16 protein-coding genes and 1 tRNA gene are annotated in these 20263 nt (G+C 64.2%); 13 read left to right on the top strand and 4 right to left on the bottom strand.

All coding sequences use genetic code 11. The features are described from left to right. The 5 genes from VH499_RS16455 to VH499_RS16435 form a co-directional block, all read left to right on the top strand. The coding region (locus VH499_RS16455) for a glutamate--cysteine ligase (RefSeq protein ID WP_332053829.1) at positions 1-1064 on the top strand (1064 nt) is incomplete at its 5' end. A gap of 14 nt (positions 1065-1078) precedes the next feature. Beyond that, on the top strand, positions 1079-1933 hold the full coding sequence (locus VH499_RS16450; RefSeq protein ID WP_332053828.1) for a VOC family protein: 855 nt from the start codon (positions 1079-1081) through the stop codon (positions 1931-1933). Further along, entirely contained in the window at positions 1930-2469 is a 540-nt protein-coding gene (locus VH499_RS16445; RefSeq protein WP_332053827.1) for a hypothetical protein, read from the top strand. The genes VH499_RS16450 and VH499_RS16445 overlap by 4 nt, the downstream gene beginning before the upstream one ends. Positions 2470-2482: 13 nt before the next feature. After that, complete coding sequence (locus VH499_RS16440) at positions 2483-3469, top strand: 2-dehydropantoate 2-reductase (RefSeq protein ID WP_332053826.1); 987 nt, start codon at positions 2483-2485, stop codon at positions 3467-3469. 165 nt (positions 3470-3634) lie between these two features. After that, entirely contained in the window at positions 3635-5221 is a 1587-nt protein-coding gene (locus tag VH499_RS16435; RefSeq protein WP_332053825.1) for an ABC transporter substrate-binding protein, read from the top strand. Between the two features lie 36 nt (positions 5222-5257). Here the strand turns inward: VH499_RS16435 and tldD are convergent, their stop codons facing one another. Genes tldD through VH499_RS16420 form a run of 3 tightly spaced genes read right to left on the bottom strand, consistent with a single transcriptional unit; the run spans position 5258 to position 9281 of the window. Beyond that, positions 5258-6703: a metalloprotease TldD gene (gene tldD / locus VH499_RS16430; RefSeq protein WP_332053824.1), complete on the bottom strand. Its 1446-nt coding sequence runs from the start codon at positions 6701-6703 to the stop codon at positions 5258-5260. A gap of 14 nt (positions 6704-6717) precedes the next feature. Beyond that, a complete protein-coding gene (locus VH499_RS16425) occupies positions 6718-7689 on the bottom strand; it encodes a zinc-binding dehydrogenase (protein ID WP_332053823.1) in 972 nt (323 codons plus the stop codon). A gap of 50 nt (positions 7690-7739) precedes the next feature. After that, positions 7740-9281 carry an AMP-binding protein gene (locus tag VH499_RS16420; RefSeq protein ID WP_332053822.1) on the bottom strand — a complete coding sequence of 514 codons (1542 nt, stop codon included), beginning with the start codon at positions 9279-9281 and terminating at the stop codon, positions 7740-7742. Positions 9282-9529: 248 nt separating this feature from the next. On the opposite strand from VH499_RS16420, the gene VH499_RS16415 reads away from it, so the two are divergent. Further along, positions 9530-10387, top strand: a complete 858-nt coding sequence (locus VH499_RS16415) for a hypothetical protein (protein WP_332053821.1) — start codon at positions 9530-9532, stop codon at positions 10385-10387. 12 nt (positions 10388-10399) lie between these two features. Here VH499_RS16415 and VH499_RS16410 read toward each other — a convergent pair whose 3' ends face one another. Then, a complete protein-coding gene (locus VH499_RS16410; protein WP_332053820.1) occupies positions 10400-10831 on the bottom strand; it encodes a transposase in 432 nt (143 codons plus the stop codon). A gap of 706 nt (positions 10832-11537) precedes the next feature. On the opposite strand from VH499_RS16410, the gene VH499_RS16405 reads away from it, so the two are divergent. The 7 genes from VH499_RS16405 to VH499_RS16375 all read left to right on the top strand — a co-directional run bounded on the left by VH499_RS16405 (position 11538) and on the right by VH499_RS16375 (position 20231). After that, positions 11538-12509, top strand: coding sequence for a hypothetical protein (locus VH499_RS16405; protein WP_332053819.1), 972 nt, complete (start codon positions 11538-11540; stop codon positions 12507-12509). 179 nt (positions 12510-12688) lie between these two features. Then, positions 12689-13660: a hypothetical protein gene (locus tag VH499_RS16400; protein ID WP_332053818.1), complete on the top strand. Its 972-nt coding sequence runs from the start codon at positions 12689-12691 to the stop codon at positions 13658-13660. 186 nt (positions 13661-13846) lie between these two features. Further along, on the top strand, positions 13847-14818 hold the full coding sequence (locus VH499_RS16395; protein ID WP_332053817.1) for a hypothetical protein: 972 nt from the start codon (positions 13847-13849) through the stop codon (positions 14816-14818). 116 nt (positions 14819-14934) lie between these two features. Further along, entirely contained in the window at positions 14935-16854 is a 1920-nt protein-coding gene (locus tag VH499_RS16390; RefSeq protein WP_332053816.1) for a hypothetical protein, read from the top strand. 28 nt (positions 16855-16882) lie between these two features. After that, positions 16883-18715: a type I secretion system permease/ATPase gene (locus tag VH499_RS16385; protein ID WP_332053815.1), complete on the top strand. Its 1833-nt coding sequence runs from the start codon at positions 16883-16885 to the stop codon at positions 18713-18715. Between the two features lie 11 nt (positions 18716-18726). Further along, positions 18727-20088, top strand: a complete 1362-nt coding sequence (locus VH499_RS16380; RefSeq protein ID WP_332053814.1) for an HlyD family type I secretion periplasmic adaptor subunit — start codon at positions 18727-18729, stop codon at positions 20086-20088. Between the two features lie 56 nt (positions 20089-20144). Then, positions 20145-20231 (top strand) — tRNA-Leu (locus tag VH499_RS16375). Positions 20232-20263: the final 32 nt, after the last annotated feature.

The raw sequence follows: 20263 nt of genomic DNA, 5'->3' as shown, positions 1-20263 counted from the left end.
CCGGCGCGCCGCTCGAGACGGTCCACGAGACGGCGGCGGAGAATTCCCAGCACCTGCGCGAGGTGAACGAGGTCGCCGGCGAGATCGGCGCGGGCTACATCGGGCTGGGCTTCGCGCCGGACTGGAAGCGCGAGGACATCCACTGGATGCCCAAGGGTCGCTACAAGATCATGCGAGAGTACATGCCCAAGAAGGGCAAGCTCGGCCTCGACATGATGCTGCGCACCTGCACCGTGCAGACCAACCTCGACTTCGAGTCCGAAGCCGACATGGTGAAGAAGTTTCGCGTTTCGCTCGCCTTGCAGCCGCTCGCCACCGCGTTGTTCGCCAACTCGCCGTTCGTCGAGGGCAAGGCCTCGGGCTACAAGAGCTATCGCAGCCACATCTGGACCGACACCGATCCCGACCGCTGCGGCATGCTGCCTTTCGTGTTCGAGGCGGGCTTCGGCTTCGAGCGCTATGTCGACTACATGCTCGATGTGCCGATGTACTTCGTCTACCGCGATGGCAAGTACGTCGATGCTGCCGGCCAGAGCTTCCGCGATTTCCTGAACGGCAGGCTGCCGGCGCGGCCGGGCGAGCTGCCGACCATCAACGACTGGGCCGATCATGTCACCACGGCCTTTCCGGAGGTGCGGCTGAAGCGCTACCTCGAGATGCGCGGCGCGGACTCGGGTCCTCTGCCGGCGCTGAACGCCTTGCCTGCCCTGTGGGTCGGCTTGCTCTATGAACAGAACGCGCTCGATGGCGCGTGGGATCTGGTCAAGGACTGGACGATCGAGGATCACGACTATCTGCGCAGCCATGCGCCCCGGACCGGACTTTCGACCAAGTTCCAGGGCCTGCCGCTGTCGGATCTGGCGCGCGAGGTGGTCGAGATCGCACACGCGGGCCTGCGTGCGCGCAGGCGCCTCGATGGCGACGGCAACGACGAGACCGTCTATCTCGCGCCGCTCGATCGCGCGGTTGCAAGCGGTCTGGCGCCAGCCGACGAGCTGCTGGCCAAGTGGCAAAGCGAATGGCACGGCTCGTTCGAGCCCTTGTTCCGCGACTACGCGTACTGAGCTATCGTCCGCCGATGCTCGACCGCTGCGACCGCGTTCAGATCGCCGTCCACGACGCCGGCAAGGCGTCCCAGCGCTTCAGGCAGTTGCTGGGGTGCGAGATCGCGCGCCGTGATCACAGCCGTCATCTCGGTGCCCGGCGCACTGTTCTCGCCGTCGGCGAGAGCGAGTTCGAGCTCTGCGAACCGGACGGCACCGGTCGCACGCGGGAGTTCCTGAACGCGCGCGGGGAAGGGCTCATGACGGCGGGGTATTGCACCGCCGACCTCGACGCGATGGCAAGGCGCTGGCAGGGCCTCGGGATCGCCTATGAACGGGACGACGAACAGCTTTACCTCGGCTCCGATGTCACCTTCGGCCTGCCGATCGTTGTTTCGCACAGCACCTATCGGCCGCGCGTCGGGCCTGTGTCGTTTCTCTACGAGACCACGAACACCCTGGCGAGCGATTGGCGCCGCGCTGCCGCGCTTTACGCCGGCCTGTTCGGCCTCGAGCCCGCGCGCTTCAGCGAGATCGGCAGCGAGCGTTTCGGCTACCTCGGCACCTTGACCCTGTTCGATCCGCCGAACAGGCTCGACCGCATCGAACTCAGCCAGGTGACGGACGACGTCCATTCCATGGGCCGCTTCGTCAAGAAGCACGGCGACTCGCTCTATATGTGCTACGTCGAAACCCACGATTGGACGGCAATACGTGGACGCCTGCTCGAGGCCGGCGCCCGCTACACGCCGCGCGGCAGTGATCCGGCGACGGATCCCGACGGCGGCTGGGTGCATCCCAAGCAACTGCATGGCCTGCTGCTCGGCATCTCGCGCACGGGCCTCGCGTGGGAATGGTCCGGCCGCGAGGATCTGGTGCCGGCACCATGAAGCGGCGCGCGATGGCGCTTCTTCTCGCGGCGCTGCCGCTCGCCGCGCAGGCGCAATCCGACGAAGACTGGCAGACCGTCGTGGCGCCCGACCTGCGGTTCCGACTCGAGATGCCGGCGCCGGCGGAGAAGAGCACGGCAAGTCAGAAGGATCCCGGCAACATCGCGCCTCGCGTCGCCTGGGAGTCGAGGCGCGCCGATCAGATGTTCGACTTCGACTACGTCGACTACGAACCGAACTGGTTCAGCGGCCACGACAGCAAGGAGATGGCCAGAAACCTCGGGCGCGGTGACGCCGAGAAGGCGTTCCCCAGGGACAAATTCAAGTACACGCGCGACGAGCTGGTCACCCTGCAGGGGTGGGATGGGTATGCGCTTGACATCGAGGGCGAGGACGGCGGCTTTGTGATGATGCGTACATATGTCGTCAAGGACCGGCTCTACCGCCTGCTGGCCACCGCCAAAAGCGACATGCGGACCCGGAGCGCGGCCATCCGCTTCATCGAATCGCTGCGGCTGGCGGAGACGCGCGGGTAATCCGGAGAGGGCGATGCGGATCTGCGTCTTCGGCGCCGGCGCCATCGGCGGGAATTTCGCGACCCGGCTTGCCACCGCGGGCAACGATGTTTCGGTCGTCGCGCGCGGCGCACACCTGGAAGTGATTCGCCGGCACGGGCTGACGTTGCTCGTCGGCGACCGGAAGATCGTCGTCCCGGTGCGGGCCAGCGACCGGCCCGCCGATCTCGGGCCACAGGACGTGGTGCTGGTGACGCTGAAGGCCTGCGGACAGACAGCACTCGCTGCCGCCATCGGGCCGTTGCTTGGCGCCGAGACATCGGTCGTCTTCGTGCAGAACGGTATTCCCTGGTGGTACGGCCATGGCTTGTCGTCCGCGCGTCCGCCGGCGCCCGATCTGTCGCGGCTCGACCCGGATGGCGCGCTGGCGCGATCGGTCGGCCTCGAGCGGACGATCGGCGCCGTCGTCACCTCCTCGAACCATGTCGTCGAGCCCGGCGTCGTGCGCAACATCTCGCCCGACCGCAATACGCTGTGGGTTGGCGAGATCGATGACCGCGAGAGCGGGCGCATCGCGGCTCTGCGAGCCACGCTGAAGGCCGCCGGCATCGCGTCGCCGGAAACGCGCGACATCCGCTACGACATCTGGCACAAGCTGATGGCCAACCTCACCGGGTCGACCCTCTGCCTTCTCCTTGCGCAGCCGACGACCATCCAGAAGACGCCGATGATCAATCGTCTGGCACGGCGTGCACATGGAGAGGCGCTCGCGACCGCGGCCGCCCACGGCGTGCTGCTGGACGACAATCCCGACGTTCGCTATGGCCCCAAGCGCGTCTATCCCGATCATCGACCGTCGATCCTGCAGGACTATGAACTCGGCCGGCCCATGGAGATCGAGGCGATCGTGCGTGCGCCGCTCGCCTTTGCTCGCGGCGCGGGCGTCGACACGCCCACCCTGGACACGATCGAGTCGCTGTGCGTGAGCCTCGCGGTGTCGAAGGGACTTTACACGCTCTGAGCTCGTCGAGGCGGTCTATTGCCAAGGTCGGTCCCCAGTCGCACTATCTTTCGGCCGCGGCAGAGTCGCCGTGTTCAAATCAGGAAATGCATGAGTCACGAAGCAGGCGCGTAGTCCACTGAACGCCGCGACCGGTTGCGCGCGGCTGCCGACTGGGAGGAAGGCATGAAGGTCCGGACCGGATGGCTCATCCTGCTCGTCTTCGCAGCGATCGCTCTCACGGCCAGTCCCGCCCAGGCCCAGAAGTATGGTGGCACCTTGCGCATCCAGCACATGGACACGCCACCCAGCGCCTCGATCCATGAAGAGGCCACCGTGTCAGTCGTCGTGCCGTTCATGGCGCTGTTCAACAATCTCGTGATCTTCGACCAGCATGTCGCGCGCAACAGCCTGGAATCCATCGTGCCGGATCTGGCAAGGAGCTGGTCGTGGGAGGACGGCGGCAGGACGCTGAGATTCAAGGTGCGCGAAGGGGTGCGATGGCACGACGGCCAGTCGTTCACGGCCAAGGACGTCCAGTGCACGTTTGAACTGCTGCTCGGCAACGACAAGCTTCGGCGCAATCCGCGCGCCTCATGGTACGAAAATGTCGAGAAGGTCGCCGCCGAAGGCGATTTCGATGTCACTTTCCATCTCAAGCATCCGCAACCTGCGCTGCTGGCGATGCTCGCGTCGGGCTACTCGCCGATCTATCCCTGCCACGTTCCGGTCGCCGACATGCGCCGCAAGCCGGTCGGCACGGGTCCGTTCAAGCTGGCCGAGTTCAAGATGAACGAAGGCATCAAGTTGGTGAAGAACGCCGACTACTGGAAGGCGGGCCGCCCATATCTCGACGGCATCGACTATACGATCATCGCCGACCGGTCGACGCGCATGCTGGCCTTCTCCAGCGGCGCCTTCGACATGACCTTTCCGACCGACGTCTCCGTGCCGCTGCTGAAGAACATCCGGCGCGATGCACCGCAAGCGAAGTGCACCATGCGCGGTACGGGTGTCAGCACCAACCTGATCGTCAATCGCGAGGTTCCGCCGTTCGACAACCCGGCGATCCGACGCGCCATGGCGCTTTCGATCGATCGCCAGGCGTTCATCGACATCCTCCAGGAGGGCGAAGGCAAGATGGGCGGAGCAATGATGCCGCCGCCGGACGGCGTCTGGGGGCTGCCGCGAGAGATGCTCCAGACCGTGGCCGGCTATGGCGATGTCGCCGGGAGTCGCACCGAAGCGCGCGCGTTGATGCAGCAGGCGGGCTACGGCCCCGACAAGCATCTTAAGGTGAAGGTCAGTACGCGCAACATCGCCACCTTCCGCGACCCCGCCGTCATCCTGATCGACCAGCTCAAACAGATCTACATCGACGGGGAGCTCGAGGTGATCGACACCTCGATCTACTACAATCGCGTCTTCAAGAAGGACTATGTGGTGGCATTGAATCTCACCGGCAGTGCCGTCGATGATCCCGACGTCACCTTCTTCGAAGGTTACGCCTGCGGTTCGCTGCGCAACTACAACGGCTACTGCAATCCCAAGATGACCGAGCTGTTCGAGGCGCAGTCGCGTGAGCTCGACCAGAAGACGCGGCAGAAGATGGTCTGGGACATAGACCGCCGCCTGCAGGAGGATGTCGCCCGGCCCATGATCGCCCACGGGATGGCCGCCGGCTGCTGGCAGCCATCGGTCAGGAACCTGACCATCCAGAGCAACAGCATCTATAACGGCTGGCGCTTCGAGGATGTGTGGCTGGAGAGGTAGCGCCTCGCGTCATCGCGAGCGCATGGGCGCATAATTCTAGGTCGCCGTGCCGCCGACGGTGAGAGCATCGATGCGCAGGGTCGGCTGACCGACGCCTACCGGCACGCCCTGGCCGTCCTTGCCGCAGGTGCCGATGCCGGGATCGAGTGCCATGTCGTTGCCGACCATGCCGACCCGCGTCAGCGCTTCCGAGCCGGCACCGATCAAGGTGGCGCCCTTCACCGGCCTGGCGATCTTGCCGTCCTCGATCAGATAGCCCTCGGTCACGCTGAACACGAACTTGCCCGAGACGATGTCGACCTGGCCGCCGCCGAAGTTCGCCGCATAGAGGCCCTTCTTCACGGAGGCGATGATCTCCTTCGGGTCCGCGGTCCCGCCCAGCATGATGGTGTTGGTCATGCGTGGCATCGGCGCATGGGCATGGCTCTGGCGCCTCCCGTTGCCGGTCGGCTTCACGCCCATCAGGCGGGCATTCATGCGGTCCTGCATCAGGCCGACCAGCCTGCCATTCTCGATCAGCACATTGCGCCGGGTCGGCGTGCCCTCGTCGTCGATGGTGAGTGAGCCGCGACGGCCGGCAAGCGTGCCGTCATCGACCACGGTGACGCCCGGCGAGGCCACCATTTGGCCCATGAGATGAGTGAACATCGAAGTCTTCTTGCGGTGAAAGTCGCCTTCCAGTCCGTGCCCGACCGCTTCGTGCCACAGCACGCCCGACCAGCCTGCCCCCAACACGACCGGCATCTCGCCCGCCGGCGCATCGACGGATTCCAGGTTCACCAGGGCTTGTCGGATCGCCTCGTCGGCTTCCTTCTTCCAGTAGTCGGGATGGAAGATGTCGCCGTAGGCCGCGCGCCGGCCACTGCCCGTGCTGCCCGCCTCGAGGCGCGCGCCGTCGCCGCACACCACGCTGACATTCAGCCGCACCAACGGCCGCACATCGGCCGCACGCCAACCGCCGGCGCGGACGATCTCGATCACCTGCCACGAGCCCAGGAGGGAGATCGAGACCTGCCGTGCTTTCGGCTCCTTGGCACGCACATAGGCGTCGATCTCCTGCAGGAGCTTCACTTTCTTCTCGAAGTCTTCGCCGTCGATCGGATTGTCGTCGGCGTAGAGCAGCCGGTTGGTGCCGTGCGGCGACACGTCGGATTTGCCGGATTTACCCGACCGCACCGCCTTCACCGTGTCCGCGGCGCGCTTCAATGCCTTTTCATCGAGCGCCGAGGCATGCGCGAAGCCCGTGGCTTCGCCCGCAACCGACCGCAGGCCGAAGCCCTGGGTGGTGTCATAGGAGGCGCTCTTCAGCTTGCCGTCGTCGAAGCTGAGGCTCTCGCTCTGGACGTATTCCAGGAACAGCTCGCCGTCGTCGCAGCCCTTGAGCGCCTCCTCGACCGTCTTCTCGGTCTTGCGCCGGTCGAGCGCGCCCTTGCCGAAGAAGAGGCTGTCGGCGGTGGCGAGATGGTTGATGCCGTGGGCCATGGGATACCTGCTGCTCAGACGACGAGAACAATCTTGCCAAAGTGGGCATTGGCCTTCATGTGCGCAAGCGCCTCCGCGGCTTGCGCGAGAGGGAATGTCCGGTCGATCGGCAGCGACAGCTTGCCTGTCTCGATGGCTGGCCACAGATCCTTCCGGGCGGCCTGCACGATGGCGCGCACTTCGTCCGGCGTGCGGGTGCGGAACGTGACGCCGACATAATCGATGCGTTTGAGAGCGTGGAGGTCGAAGTTGAATTCACCCTTCATGCCGCCGAGGCGGCCGACATTGACGATCCGGCCGAGGATCGCGGCGGCCTCCATGTTCTGGTTCATCACCCCGGCAGAAACCTGATCGACGATCAGATCGACGCCCTTGCCGCCGGTCGCCTCCTTGACCTTCTCCGGCCATTTCGGATCGCGCGTGTCGAGCGCCAGGTCGCAGCCGAACTCCTTCAGTCGGGCGCGACGCGCATCGTTGGTGGAGGTGCCCATCACGATCGACGCGCCCATGTGCCTCGCAATCTGCATTCCGAGCAGGCCGACGCCCGAGCTGGCGCCCTGGATCAGGGCCGATTCGCCCTTCTTCAGCCGCCCCGCACCGACCAGGGCGTTGTGCATGGTCTGCACCGCCACCGGCATGCAGGCGGCCTGCTCGAAGGTCATGTTGTTGGGGGGAATCTTGTGGGCACGGCCGGAATCGGCCACGGCATACTCGGCGAAGCCGCCCGCCGTCGAACTCATGACACGGTCGCCCGGCTTGAAGTCCCTGACGTCGCTGCCCACAGCCTCGACCTCGCCCGAGCACTCCAGGCCCACAATCGTGCCCGGCCCGCCCACCGCGCCGTGACGATGGCCGGCTGCGACCGCAAGATCGGCGCGGTTGAGCGAGGCCGCCTTCACCCTGATCAGAATTTCGTTGGACTTGGGCGACGGCTTCGACGCGTCCTTGACCTGGACACCCTGCTCGGTGACGACGGCTGCTTTCATGGCGATCTCCTTAACGAGCGGTCGCCACTGGAGCGCACGCTCACTCGAGTTCATACGATCTTGCTCGCGCGGTCCTGCCAGTAGCGGTCGCGCAACAGGCGCTTGTAGAGCTTACCCGTCGGATGCCGCGGCAACTCGGCTTCGAAGTCGATGCTGCGCGGGCACTTGATGGCCGAGAGATGGTGCCTGCAGTAGGCGATCAGCTCCTCGGCGAGGGCCGCGCCCGCGTCGGCCATGTCGCGCGGCTGTACCACGGCCTTCACCTCTTCGCCGAAATCGGGGTTGGGGACGCCAAACACGGCACAATCCATCACCTTGGGGTGATTGATGAGGAGATTCTCCGCCTCCTGCGGATAGATGTTGACGCCGCCGGAGATGATCATGAAGGCCTTGCGGTCGGTGAGATGCAGGAAGCCGTCGGCATCGACATAACCCACGTCGCCCAGTGTCGACCACCCTTTGGGATGGCGCGACTCGGCGGTCTTCCTCGGGTCGTTGTGGTACTCGAAGGCGCGGCCTTCGGCGAAGTAGACGGTGCCCGGTTCGCCCGTCGGCAGTTCGTTGCCCGCGTCGTCACAGATCTTGAGCTTGCCGACGACGGCGCGGCCGACCGTACCTTTGTGCGCCAGCCATTCGGCGGAGTTGCACATGGTGAGGCCGTTGCCCTCGGTACCGCCGTAATATTCCCAGATGATCGGCCCCCACCACGCGATCATCTCTTCCTTGACCGGTATCGGGCAGGGAGCGGCGGCGTGGATCGCGCATTTGAGCGACGAGACGTCGTACTTGCCGCGGACTTCGTCCGGCAACTTCAGGAAGCGCACGAACATGGTCGGTACTACCTGCGTATGCGTCACCCGATGCTTCTCGATCAGCCGCAGATAGTCCTCGGCGTCGAAGTTCTCCATGATGACCGAAGTGCCGCCGAGCCGCATGACGCTCATGTTGAAGCGCAGGGGAGCCGCATGATAGAGCGGCGCCGGCGAGAGATAGATCGTGTCCTCGTCCATGCCGTAGAGCCGACTGGTGATCTGCAGCAGGGGATTGTCGAAGTCGATTGGCTGCGGCTCGACGACCGGCAACACCCCCTTCGGTCGGCCGGTCGTGCCGGACGAGTAGAGCATATCGTGGCCCGCCGTCTCGTCGGCGATGCGGTTGGCCGGTTGGCTTGCCACCGCCTTCTCCCAGGAGTCATAGCCGGGGATGACGTCGTCGATCATGAAGCGGCTGGCCACATCATTCAGGAGAGGCGTCAGCTCGGCCGCCTTGTCGGCCAGGTAGTGCGAGGTGACGAAGAGCTTGGCCCCGCAGTCGGTCACGATGTAGTCGATTTCGGGCGGGGTCAGCCGCGAGCTGATGGCGGTGTAGATCAAGCCCGAGCGCTGGGCCCCCCAGCAGATTTCGAAGAAGCGCGGATTGTTCTCCAGGAACAGGGCGATATGTTCGCCGGTCTTGAGGCCGAGAGAACGGAAGAGCTGCGCGATGCGGTTCGATCGATCGTCGAGTTGCCGATAGGTCACCGTCTCGCCACTGGCGGCCATGATGTAGGCGGGCTTGTCGGCGTTTTTTCGGGCGTGGAGATACGGGTGCACTTGAACGCTTCCTCCGACAGCTTTGCTCGATCGCGTGGCACATAAGACCGGAGCCAGCAGGGACCGGCAAGCACGGGCGTGTTCGTTCTACGAAAGCGGTCACAACGAGGTAGGCGGCGGCCATCTCTATGTTCGAGTTCCGATCTCCAGCCTGCGGCGTGGTCACAGCAATGATCCATCGGCTGAAGCCGCAAAGTTCATCTCGGATGTTCAATCAGTGACCAGAGGTCCAATCAAGCAACCGTCAATTGACCTGCAACAAAGCTTCTCTAGGGTGTTGCTGCACGTGCGATAAAAGTTGTGTGGGGACTTTAGTCATGTCGCGCAAGCGGCCGTCACGTCACAGCGAGGATCAGTTTGCTCTTTTTCTGGAGCGTATCAGGGATTCGCTGGGCGACGAGGACGATGCGAAGTTCAACGAAGCGGTGAGCAGCCTCATCCGGCAACATCAAAGCCAGAGCCTGCAGGGCGGCGGCGCATCCAACGACGACCGCGCGCCGGCCGATCCGCTTCGCCGGGAACCTTTGCCCGAAAGACCGGCGTTCGAAGCCATCGAGCGTGCCGCGATGCAGACTGCCGGCAAGCGACAGGCCTTGATGGCGTTGATCGGCCTGCTGGTCTTCAGTTGGTCGAACAACGAGAGTCTGCTGATCTATGTCCTGATGCTGCTGCTCGGAACGGACGAGAAAGCGGCGGCCGTCGTCTATTCCACCCTGAATACCACCCGGGCGCGGCTCGAGCTGGTGCGACGACTCACCCTGCTCAAGGTAACCGATCCCGCCGTCCGCCGTTCGCTCGACGCGATCGTCGACGGATTCAATGACGCGAACCGTACGCGCAACGAGTTCCTTCACGCCATGTATTCGGTGAACGAGCGTGGCGAGATAACCCATACCCAAATGATGCGCTTCGTGGAAAAGGGCGGCCGGATCTCGTTTGGCGACCGCCAGCCGATCGACGAGGAACGGATCAACAAGCTGCGGCAGGTGCAGCAGGAACTGCGCACCCTGAACCGGACACTATGGGATTTCCTGCCCCGTCTTCGCGCCGCGCTCGTACCCGCGGACGAAAGCCCCGACGGCGAGGCGGACCTCCGCGGCAAATAGATCAGAGCCGGATCAGGATTCAGACTGCCAGGGCTGGGGCAGGCCGGCGCCCTTGGCGGATGCGGCGTCCTCCAGGCGGCGCAGCATCGTCGAGGCGGTCTTGAAAGAGACGTTCAGGATGCGCTGGAGATGATGGGGCCGTATCGACTTCTTGCCGCCTTCGGTCAGGTAGATGGCCTGCAGCCATTTGTGCAACGGCACGTGACTTGAGCTGAAGATCGTGCCGTGGGTCAGGGAAAAGGTGCGACGGCAGGCATAGCACTTGTAGGCGCCCAGGCGCGTCGACGCGCCGTCCAGCCTGCCGATTCTCCCCTGCGTGCCGCATCTCGGGCATGTCGCCCCGTTCGGCCAAAGAATCCCCTCGAGATAGCGATGCGCACTCAACTCATCGGCGAAGCGCGCAAGGCTATCGCTGCGCGCCGCGGCGCTTTCCTCCGCTTGCATGACCCACTCGTTCCTTCCCACTCACGCCCGCCCCAACGGACGTGGAACCTGTCGAAAGTATAGACAGGTTTTTAGGAGATTCAGGGGGTGGGTCGTTTTTCTCCCAATCGTTCCGGACCTTGTCGGTCGCGGCGCACGAGCCGGCCGCCACCTGGAAGAAGGCAGAACCGGAAGAACGAAAAAGCCTGATGCCATCGTACAAAATTGCGATGTCGACGGCACTGGGCTTGGGCATTGGGCCAGGTTTGCCAGAGATCGCAGGATTCGCCGGTCTCTCATTTGTCACGGCCTCTGGCGTCGCGCCGGACCGGCGCCTCGCCCGGTGATCGCCGGCGTTGGGTCGCGGTTGTCCGGTTGAGCAAGCAGCCTGCGACCGGAAAGATCGCCTCGCCCAAATCGGGTCCGCGGCGCAACTGCCTGTTGTGCACCCTGACGCAGCGGACCGCCGATTGCCCGGTCGACCAGCGCAGCCGGGAATTTCGCGATCTGCGGACGGGACAGCGCCGGCAAAACAAAGGGAGGAGGTGCCTGCCAATCGACGGATGAAACAGGCGTATCTGACGCTCGTCGGCGAAGCCCGACCGGTGCCAGCGATTTCCACCATTGTCTCAATTGGCGTCTCCGAAGCTTGGGCGTACCGCGCAAAAATGAATAGCGGTCATGGCTGGGCAAGGGACGCCGACTCATTCCAACGAGGAGTCAAGTCATGTCGCTTCAAGATCAGCTTCAGGGCCAGCTGCAGGGTCAGTTGGGCCTGCAGGGTCAGGGCCAAGGCCAGGGTCAGGGTCAGGGCCAGAGCAACAACCAGTACAACAGCCAGGGCAACTCGCAGGGCCAGAGTCAGGGCCAGGCCGATGGCCAGCTCCAGGGTCAGGGCCAGGCCCAGGCCGAGGCGCAGCTTGCGGCCCAGGGCGTCGCGCAGTCGGTCGATTCGTCGAGCTACAACGATAACGGCAACCTGAACGGCAACGGTAACCTGAACGGCAACGCCAATCTCGATGCCAACGGCAACCTGAACGGCAACGGCAACCTCAACGACAACGTCAACTGCAACACCAACGATCTCGACAACCACGTGTCGAACTCGGATTGCAATGCCGTTGCCAACGGCGTCGAGAACACCGTCAACAACAGCGTCAACACGTGTGTCAACGTGAGCGTCGACGTGAATGCGTCCGACCTGAAGCCCCAGCTCGATGCGTCGATCTGCGGCGACCACAACGACGGCATCCAGTTCTCGATGCCGGACTCGGTCAGCCAGTTCGTCAACGGGGATGGCAACAACACCATCTTCAACCTCGACCAGGTCAACAACCTGGTGAGCAACGGCACGCTGGTATGCCCGTCGGTGAGCTTCAGCGCGGGCGATGACGGTGCCGGCAGCTTCTCGGGGTTGGGCGGCATCGGCGGCGACCATGCCACCGCCGGCACGCTGTTCTCGCAGATCGCCGACGCTCATGGCGGCAGCTCTTCCGCCGATTGGGGAAGCGCGACCGGCCACGACGGCAGCCCGGCGTCGATCGCGTCCTCGGCGGATGCGCCGATCACGCAGGATGCGTTCACCCAGAGCATCGTCATGGGCGCGAACATCCAGTTCAACTCCGTGACCTTCAACAACGTCGGCCACGACTCGATCACGACCGACGGCGGTGCCATGGGACACCACGGCAACGGCTAGTCGATGCGTTCGGGATCCCGCCCGGCCAGCCGGGCGGGATTTCTTCCTCTCAGCGTAGCGTAAGCGTACCGGCGTCCTTCAACTGCAACGGTGTATTCGGCTTTCGTCCTGCCGCGCAAAAATGAATAGCGACATGACTGGAGCAGGAGCGCCACTTTTCCAACTCGAGGAGTGAAGTCATGTCATTGCAAGATCAGCTTCAGGGCCAGCTGCAGGGTCAGTTGGGCCTGCAGGGTCAGGGCCAAGGCCAGGGTCAGGGTCAGGGCCAGAGCAACAACCAGTACAACAGCCAGGGCAACTCGCAGGGCCAGAGCCAGGGCCAGGCCGATGGCCAGCTCCAGGGCCAGGGCCAGGCCCAGGCCGAGGCGCAGCTTGCGGCCCAGGGCGTCGCGCAGTCGGTCGATTCGTCGAGCTACAACGACAACGGCAACCTGAACGGCAACGGCAACGGCAACGGCAACGCCAATCTCGATGCCAACGGCAACCTGAACGGCAACGGCAACCTCAACGACAACGTCAACTGCAACACCAACGACCTTGCCAACCATGTGTCGAACTCGGATTGCAATGCCGTTGCCAATGACGTTTGCAATACCGTCAACAACCATGTCGACACGGCGGTGAACGTGAGCGTCGACGTCGATGCCTCCGACCTGAAGCCCCAGCTCGATGCGTCGATCCAGGGCTACTGCAACGACGGCATCCAGTTCTCGATGCCCGACTCGGTCAATCAAAACGTCTGCGGGGATGGCAACAACACCATCTTCAACCTCGACCAGGTCAACAACCTGGTGAGCAACGGCTATCTGGACCACGCTTCGGTGAGTTTCAGTGCCGGAGGCGACGCGGCATTGGCGGGTTCCCTGGGAGACTTCATCGGCGGCGATCATGCTTCCGCCGGCACGCTGTTCTCGCAGGTAGCGTCGGCGAGCGGCGGCTGGTCGTCGGCCAACGGTGGTGACGCGACCGGTCATGACAACAGTGCGGCGTCGATCGCGTCCTCGGCGGATGCGCCGATCACGCAGGATGCGTTCACCCAGAGCATCGTCATGGGCGCGAACATCCAGTTCAACTCCGTGACCTTCAACAACGTCGGCCACGACTCGATCACGACCGACGGTGGCGCCATGAGCCACCACGGCAACAGCTAGTCGATGCGTTCGGGATCCCGCCCGGCCAGCCGGGCGGGATTTCTTCTTCTCAGCGTAGTGTAAAGCGTACCAGCGTCATCACCTTCAACCGCAACGGCGTATTCGGCTTTCGTCCTGCCGCGCACAGATGAATAGCGGCCATGGCTGGGGAAGGGACGCCGGCTCATTTCAAGGAGAAGTCAAGTCATGTCATTGCAAGATCAGCTTCAGGGCCAGCTGCAGGGTCAGTTGGGCCTGCAGGGCCAGGGTCAGGGTCAAGGCCAGGGTCAGGGCCAGAGCAACAACCAGTACAACAGTCAGGGCAACTCGCAGGGCCAGAGCCAGGGCCAGGCCGATGGCCAGCTCCAGGGTCAGGATCAGTCCCAGGCCGAGGCCCAGCTTGCGGCCCAAGGGGTCTATCAGGCCGTCGATTCGTCGAGCTACAACGATAACGGCAACCTGAACGGCAACGGCAACGGCAACGGCAACGCCAATCTCGATGCCAACGGCAACCTGAACGGCAACGGCAACCTCAACGACAACGTCAACAGCAACACCAACGACCTCGACAACCACGTATCGAACGCCGACCTGAATGGCGTCGCCAACAGCGTCGAGAACACCGTCAACAACCATGTCGACACGGCGGTGAACGTCAGCGTCGACGTCGATGCCTCCGACCTGAAGCCTCAGCTCGATGCGTCGATTCACGGCGACTTGAACGACGGCATCCAGTTCTCGATGCCGGACTCGGTCAACCAGTTCGTCAACGGGGATGGCAACAACACCATCTTCAACCTCGACCAGGTCAACAATCTGGTGAGCAGCGGCCATCTGTCCGATGCGTCGGTGAGCTTCAACGCAGGTTGGGACGGCGCCGGCAATCTCTCCGCTCTGGACGGACTAGGCGGCGACCATGCCACCGCCGGCACGCTGTTCTCGCAGATCGCTTCGGCGACCGGCGGCGAGTCGTCAGCCGACCATGGCACGGTGCTCGGCCACGACAGCAGCCCGGCATCGATCGCCTCCTCGGCCGATGCGGCGATCACGCAGGACGCCTTCACCCAGAGCATCGTCATGGGCGCGAACATCCAGTTCAACTCCGTGACCTTCAACAACGTCGGTCATGATTCGATCACGACCGACGGCAGCGCCTTGGCTCATCATAACCCGACCTAGCCATCGCGCATCGATGCCGCCCGGCCGGGGGGCCGGGCGGCATCTTCTTCTCGATCGTAGCGTAAGTGTCGCACAGCGTAGCGTAGACGAATACGGGGCAGGGGGAGGGGCAGACGATGCAGGTCGATGGCAAGGGAAACTTTCTCTCGCGCTTCATCGGATTGCTGCACGTTCCCGATCAGGCATCGCAGCTCAACATCGACTATGATCCTGACAACGCTCCCGGCCAAATCGACGTCGAGGAGTCTCACCGTCCTCACGCTGCCAATGCTCCCGTCGACCTGGACGATGTCGATCGGGCCAGGTCGCCGGCGCCGCCGGATCTGCCGTCCGACCCGTGGGATCCGACGGGTCACGTTCACACTGTTCTCGTACCGTCGATCGCGTCGCCCCATGCGGTCGGCGTCCCTCCGCCGCACCTCCCTCCACCCACCACCCAGCAAGGAGGCGGCGGCGGAGGGGATGCGGAGCTGCGCATCGATGTCACTTACCAGTCCGGCGGCGATCAGGACGACGTGCGTGTCGTCCAGCTCAATGTCTTGCGCAGCGACGACACCATCACGTCGGACGGCAGTCCGCCGGCCTGGCCGGATCATCACGCGCCCGATTTCCAGTTCGTTCAGCACACCGCCGCCGAGGCGATGCCGGACGCCTATGCCCATACCGATCTTACTTCGCCGGAATCGATCATTGCCACGCTGACCGACCTCGGCGCGCACTCCTCCGGTCATGGTCCGCAGACCCTGCAGGAAGGGATGGTGATCGACGGCAAGTCGGTCGACCCCAATTCGCCGCTGCCGACCGACCCGACGACCTTGATCCCGACCATGCCGACGGACCATCACGCCAACATGGCGGTGGTCGAAAGCGGCGGCAACCTGTCGACGAACTTCGGCGGCATCGCGAACGACAACGGGCAGGACGGCACGCTGCTCGTGCTGGGCGACAGCTACAAGAGCAACGCGATCGTGCAGACCAACGTGCTCGTCGATCAGTCGTTCATCACCGGAACGACCGAGAACGCGTCCATTCACACGGGGGGCGATGCCGCCAGCAACGTCGCGCAATTCGTCCAGACGCTCGACCAGAACCCCTACACGATGGGCTTCTTCGGTGGCCTGCACTGGCACGTCGACACGGTCCAGGGCGATTTCTACGACATCAAGCTGGCGACCCAGTACAACTACATGACGGACAATGATCTGGTGCAGCAGAATGCGACCGATCACTACAAGTTCGTCGAGACCGGCGGCAACGAGCAGGGCAACGAGCTGGTCGCCTACAATCTCAATTCCGAGCACTACGACCTCATCGTCGTCACCGGCAATTCCTACAGCGCCAACTGGATCTTCCAGACCAACGTCCTGCTGAACAGCAACTATGTGTCGGTCGACGCGGGCCCCGGCGGAGCCGGCCAGGAGACGGTGGTCACCGGCAACAACTGGACCTCGAACGAGGCGCAGATCACCGATTTCTCTGGGCCCGGCCACGCTCTGACGCCTGAGATGAAGGCCGTTGCCGACGCGCTGGCGAACCACGACACATCGCTCGACGGAAACGCCGGTCTCGCCATCCCGGGCAACGGCAGCGACACCCTCAACGTGTTGTTCATCAACGGCAACTACTACGACCTCAACGTCCTGCAGCAGACGAATGTCGTGAACAACACCGACACGGTCCAGCAAACCTTGTCGAATGGCGAGTCCGGCTACGTGATGGCAGGCGGCAATTCGCTCACCAATCAGGCCATCATCATCGATGTCGGCTCGACCGGCGGTCAGTATGTCGGCGGGCAGCAGTACTCGGACTCGGTGCTGGTGCAGACCAACATCATCGCTCAATCGTCGACGGTGCAATCGTCGGGGCAGACCGGAGGTCCGATCACCACCAACGACCCATCGCATCTCGCGCCGGAAGCGGCCGCGATCATCCAGCACGATGCGCCGTCCCAGCCCGCACCGGATCCGACGCCGGTGCCGCCCGCGCATGAAACGGTCACACATTCGACAGACCCATTGAGCAGCGTCCTCGCATAGATTTCAGTCCGCACTGACAGGCCAAGACATGAACGTCGCTGTACGTCCGCCGAAGGACACTCCAGACCCGCCCGCGTCGCCTGCAGGCGGGGGAACCCCGCCGCCCTCGACGCCGACACTGCAGCGGCGCTGGTCCGATCGGGAATTCCAGAACGTCCTCGGACGCGGGATTGCGGCGGTCCGCAAGAGTCTCGTTACGGTTGCCATCTTCTCTTTCGCCGTGAACACCTTCGTGCTCGCGGTGCCGGTGTACCTGTTCCAGATCTCCGACCGTGTGCTCACCAGCCACAGCATGGATACCCTGGTGATGCTCACCATCATCGTGATCGGCGCGCTGGTGATGCATGTGCTGATCGACATCGTGCGCCGCTTCATGCTGATGAGGACGGCGGTCGAGCTCGAAAGCAAGCTCGGCCCGGCGGTGCTGAGCGCCGCGGCGAAATCCTCGCAGAACGGCTCGAGCCGCGAGTTCCAGGTCCTCGGTGATCTCCAGCAGCTTCGCAACTTCGTCACTGGCCCGGTGCTGCTCACCATGCTCGATGCTCCGGTGGCGCCGGTCTATCTGCTGGCGGTCTTCCTGGTCCATCCGTATCTCGGCTTCATCGTGGCCGGCACGGGCGCGGTGCTGCTGTCGATCGCGGTGATGAACCAGAAGACCACCGCCATTCCGTTCGGGCTCGCCAGCACCTACGCCATGCGTGCCGGCCTTCAGGCCGATGCCATGGCGCGCAATGCCGGCGTTCTCAACGCCATGGGCATGGTCCCCGAGGCGGTGCAAATCTGGGGCCGCGAGACGCGCGACTCGCTGAAAGCCCAGGTCCTCGCCCAGGACCGCAACATCCTGCTCGCCGGGTTGTCGCGGCTGATCCGTCTTCTCACCCAGATCGCCCTTCTGGGCACCGGCGCCTGGCTCACCCTTCGGGGCGAGCTGACCGGCGGCATGATGATCGCCTCGTCGATCGTGGCCAGCCGCGCCCTGGCGCCCGTGGAGGGCACGATCGAAGGCTGGCGCAGCTTCGTCGCCGCGCGCATTTCCTATATCCGGATCAAGAGCCTGCTGCAGAGTTCGCCGCTCAATTTCGAGCGCCTGCGCCTGCCGAAGGCGCACGGCCTGCTGACCGTGGAGCGCGTCCTGTACGTGCCGCCGCCCAACAAGCGGGTGATCCTGAACGGCGTGTCCTTTCAGCTCAATCCGGGTGAGTCGCTCGCGATCGTGGGGGCTTCGGGAACCGGCAAGTCGACCCTGGGCAAGATGCTCGTCGGCTCGATCTTCCCGACCGCCGGCTCGATCCGGCTCGACATGATGGATTTGCGCAACTGGGATCCGCGCCAGTTCGGCGAGAGCGTAGGCTACCTGCCGCAGGACGTGCAGCTCTTCCCCGCGACCATCAAGGACAATATCGCCCGGATGCGCGCCGATGCGACCGACGAGGCGATCTATGCCGCGGCCGAGCTGGCCGACATTCACGAGATGGTGTCGCAATTCCCGCAGGGCTACGAAACCCCGATCACGATGGACGGCACCCCCCTGTCGGGCGGCCAGAAGCAGCGCGTCGGTCTGGCCCGGGCGTTCTTCGGCGATCCCCGCCTCGTCGTGCTCGACGAGCCGAACTCCAACCTCGACGTTGCCGGCGAGCTTGCCCTCGGCCGGGCGCTTGTGCGCGCCAAGAAGAGAGGCATCACCGTGGTGGCGATCACCCAGCGGCCGGCGCTCTTGCGCAGTGTCGACAAGATCATGGTCCTGAACGCCGGCACCGTGCAAGCGCTGGGCAAGCGCGACGACATCCTGCCCATGATCTCTGGCCAGGGCGCCAAGCCGACGCCGCCTGGTGGCAACGTGCTCGATTCGCTCGAAGGTTGAGGAACCGGGAAATGTTCTGGAAGAAGACGGCGGGTCTCGTTCAAGAGGACTGGTACGAGAGCGTGTCGCGCTCGGGGCGTCGGGCGGCGGCGCTGGGCTACACCTTCATCGGCCTCTTCGTGCTGGGCTTCGGCTCCTGGGCGGGCACCGCGTTGATCGCCGGCGCCATCGTTACGCCCGGCTACTTCGTCGCCACGGGCGAGAACAAGATCGTTCAGCATCTCGAGGGGGGAGTCATCAAGGACATCCTCGTGCACGAGGGTGACAGGGTGGAGCGCGGCCAGCCGCTGGTCGTCCTCGACGACACGCAGCCCAAGGCGGAGCTTCGACGTCTCCATTTGCGCGAGGCGAGGCTCGAGGCGATGCGCATCCGGCTGCAGGCCGAGGCGAAGCAGGAACGAAACCTCGCTTGGCCCGACGATTTCCAGAAATATCGCGACGACGCGGAAGTGCAGACGATCCTCGACGCGCAGATGAGCACCTTCGTCGCACGCCGCCGCAACATCGACACCGACGTCGCCACGCTGCAGGAAAGCATCAACGCCCTCGAGGCGCGCATCGAAGCCAGCAAGATGCAGATGAGCAACGTCGAACGTCAGTCGGCGCTTTACAACGAGGAGATCGGCACCAAGAAGGTCCTGGTCAGCAGCGGCCTCAGCCGAAAATCGGAACTCCTCGCCCTGCAGCGCGGCGAAGCCGCCTCGAGCGGCGAGATCGCGCGCCTGATGGGCGATGTCGGCGATGCGCGTGACCGGATCGCCCGCGCTCGCGAGCAGATCAACGGCGTGCACAGCGCCGCCGTGAAGCAGGCGATGGAGCAGCTCCAGGAGGCGCTTGCCGATCTCCAGGACACGCGTGAGCGGATCCGCACGGCCAAGCTCACCCTGGAGCGCATCGAGATCCGCGCACCTGTCCGGGGCGTCGTCGTCAAGATGCGCTACCACACGGCCGGCGGCGTGGTCGAACCCGGTCGCAGCATCATGGAGATCCTGCCGGTCGACGACAGCCTGTTGATCGAGGCGCGCGTCCAGCCGAAGGATATCGAGCATGTGAAGGTCGGGCAGGATGCCGTCGTGCGCATCACCGGCCTCAGCGCCCGGTCGACGCCGACCTTGACGGGAACCGTCGTCTATGTTTCAGCCGACGCGGTGCCGGACAAGGCCGGGTTCAACGCCAGCCTCGACGGTTCGAGCCGCGACGTCTATCTCGCCCGCGTGAAGATCGACTCGCGGGAGATGGAGCGGATTCCCGGCTTTCACCCCATCGCCGGCATGCCGGTCGAGCTGTTCGTGCGCACCGGCGAGCGGACCTTCTTCGAGTATCTCACCAAGCCGGTCATGGACAGCTTCACGCGCGCCTTCCGCGAGATCTGACGCGATCGATTGACCGGAGGCAATCCTTCGGCTTTATTCCGGGCGCACGAAACCGTGCCCCCGTGGCGGAATTGGTAGACGCGCCTGACTCAAAATCAGGTTTCCTCACGGAAGTGTTGGTTCGAGTCCGACCGGGGGCACCAGTCCTGAAAGGCGCGCAGACCAGCTTTTGGCG

Origin of the sequence: Reyranella sp. (genome assembly GCF_036558665.1) — a bacterium.
In the GTDB taxonomy this organism is placed as follows: domain Bacteria; phylum Pseudomonadota; class Alphaproteobacteria; order Reyranellales; family Reyranellaceae; genus Reyranella.
Note: the sequence above shows the minus strand (reverse complement) of the source record. Positions and strands in the feature narration are given on the sequence as shown.

Excerpts from the sequence above, each read along its gene's own strand:
- VH499_RS16450 (WP_332053828.1), top strand. The coding sequence starts at position 1,079 with ATGCTCGACCGCTGCGACCGCGTTCAGATCGCCGTCCACGACGCCGGC.
- VH499_RS16400 (WP_332053818.1), top strand. The coding sequence starts at position 12,689 with ATGTCATTGCAAGATCAGCTTCAGGGCCAGCTGCAGGGTCAGTTGGGC.
- tldD (WP_332053824.1), bottom strand. The coding sequence starts at position 6,703 with ATGGCCCACGGCATCAACCATCTCGCCACCGCCGACAGCCTCTTCTTC.
- VH499_RS16380 (WP_332053814.1), top strand. The coding sequence starts at position 18,727 with ATGTTCTGGAAGAAGACGGCGGGTCTCGTTCAAGAGGACTGGTACGAG.
- VH499_RS16385 (WP_332053815.1), top strand. The coding sequence starts at position 16,883 with ATGAACGTCGCTGTACGTCCGCCGAAGGACACTCCAGACCCGCCCGCG.
- VH499_RS16445 (WP_332053827.1), top strand. The coding sequence starts at position 1,930 with ATGAAGCGGCGCGCGATGGCGCTTCTTCTCGCGGCGCTGCCGCTCGCC.
- VH499_RS16435 (WP_332053825.1), top strand. The coding sequence starts at position 3,635 with ATGAAGGTCCGGACCGGATGGCTCATCCTGCTCGTCTTCGCAGCGATC.
- VH499_RS16425 (WP_332053823.1), bottom strand. The coding sequence starts at position 7,689 with ATGAAAGCAGCCGTCGTCACCGAGCAGGGTGTCCAGGTCAAGGACGCG.
- VH499_RS16395 (WP_332053817.1), top strand. The coding sequence starts at position 13,847 with ATGTCATTGCAAGATCAGCTTCAGGGCCAGCTGCAGGGTCAGTTGGGC.
- VH499_RS16405 (WP_332053819.1), top strand. The coding sequence starts at position 11,538 with ATGTCGCTTCAAGATCAGCTTCAGGGCCAGCTGCAGGGTCAGTTGGGC.
- VH499_RS16410 (WP_332053820.1), bottom strand. The coding sequence starts at position 10,831 with ATGCAAGCGGAGGAAAGCGCCGCGGCGCGCAGCGATAGCCTTGCGCGC.
- VH499_RS16440 (WP_332053826.1), top strand. The coding sequence starts at position 2,483 with ATGCGGATCTGCGTCTTCGGCGCCGGCGCCATCGGCGGGAATTTCGCG.
- VH499_RS16390 (WP_332053816.1), top strand. The coding sequence starts at position 14,935 with ATGCAGGTCGATGGCAAGGGAAACTTTCTCTCGCGCTTCATCGGATTG.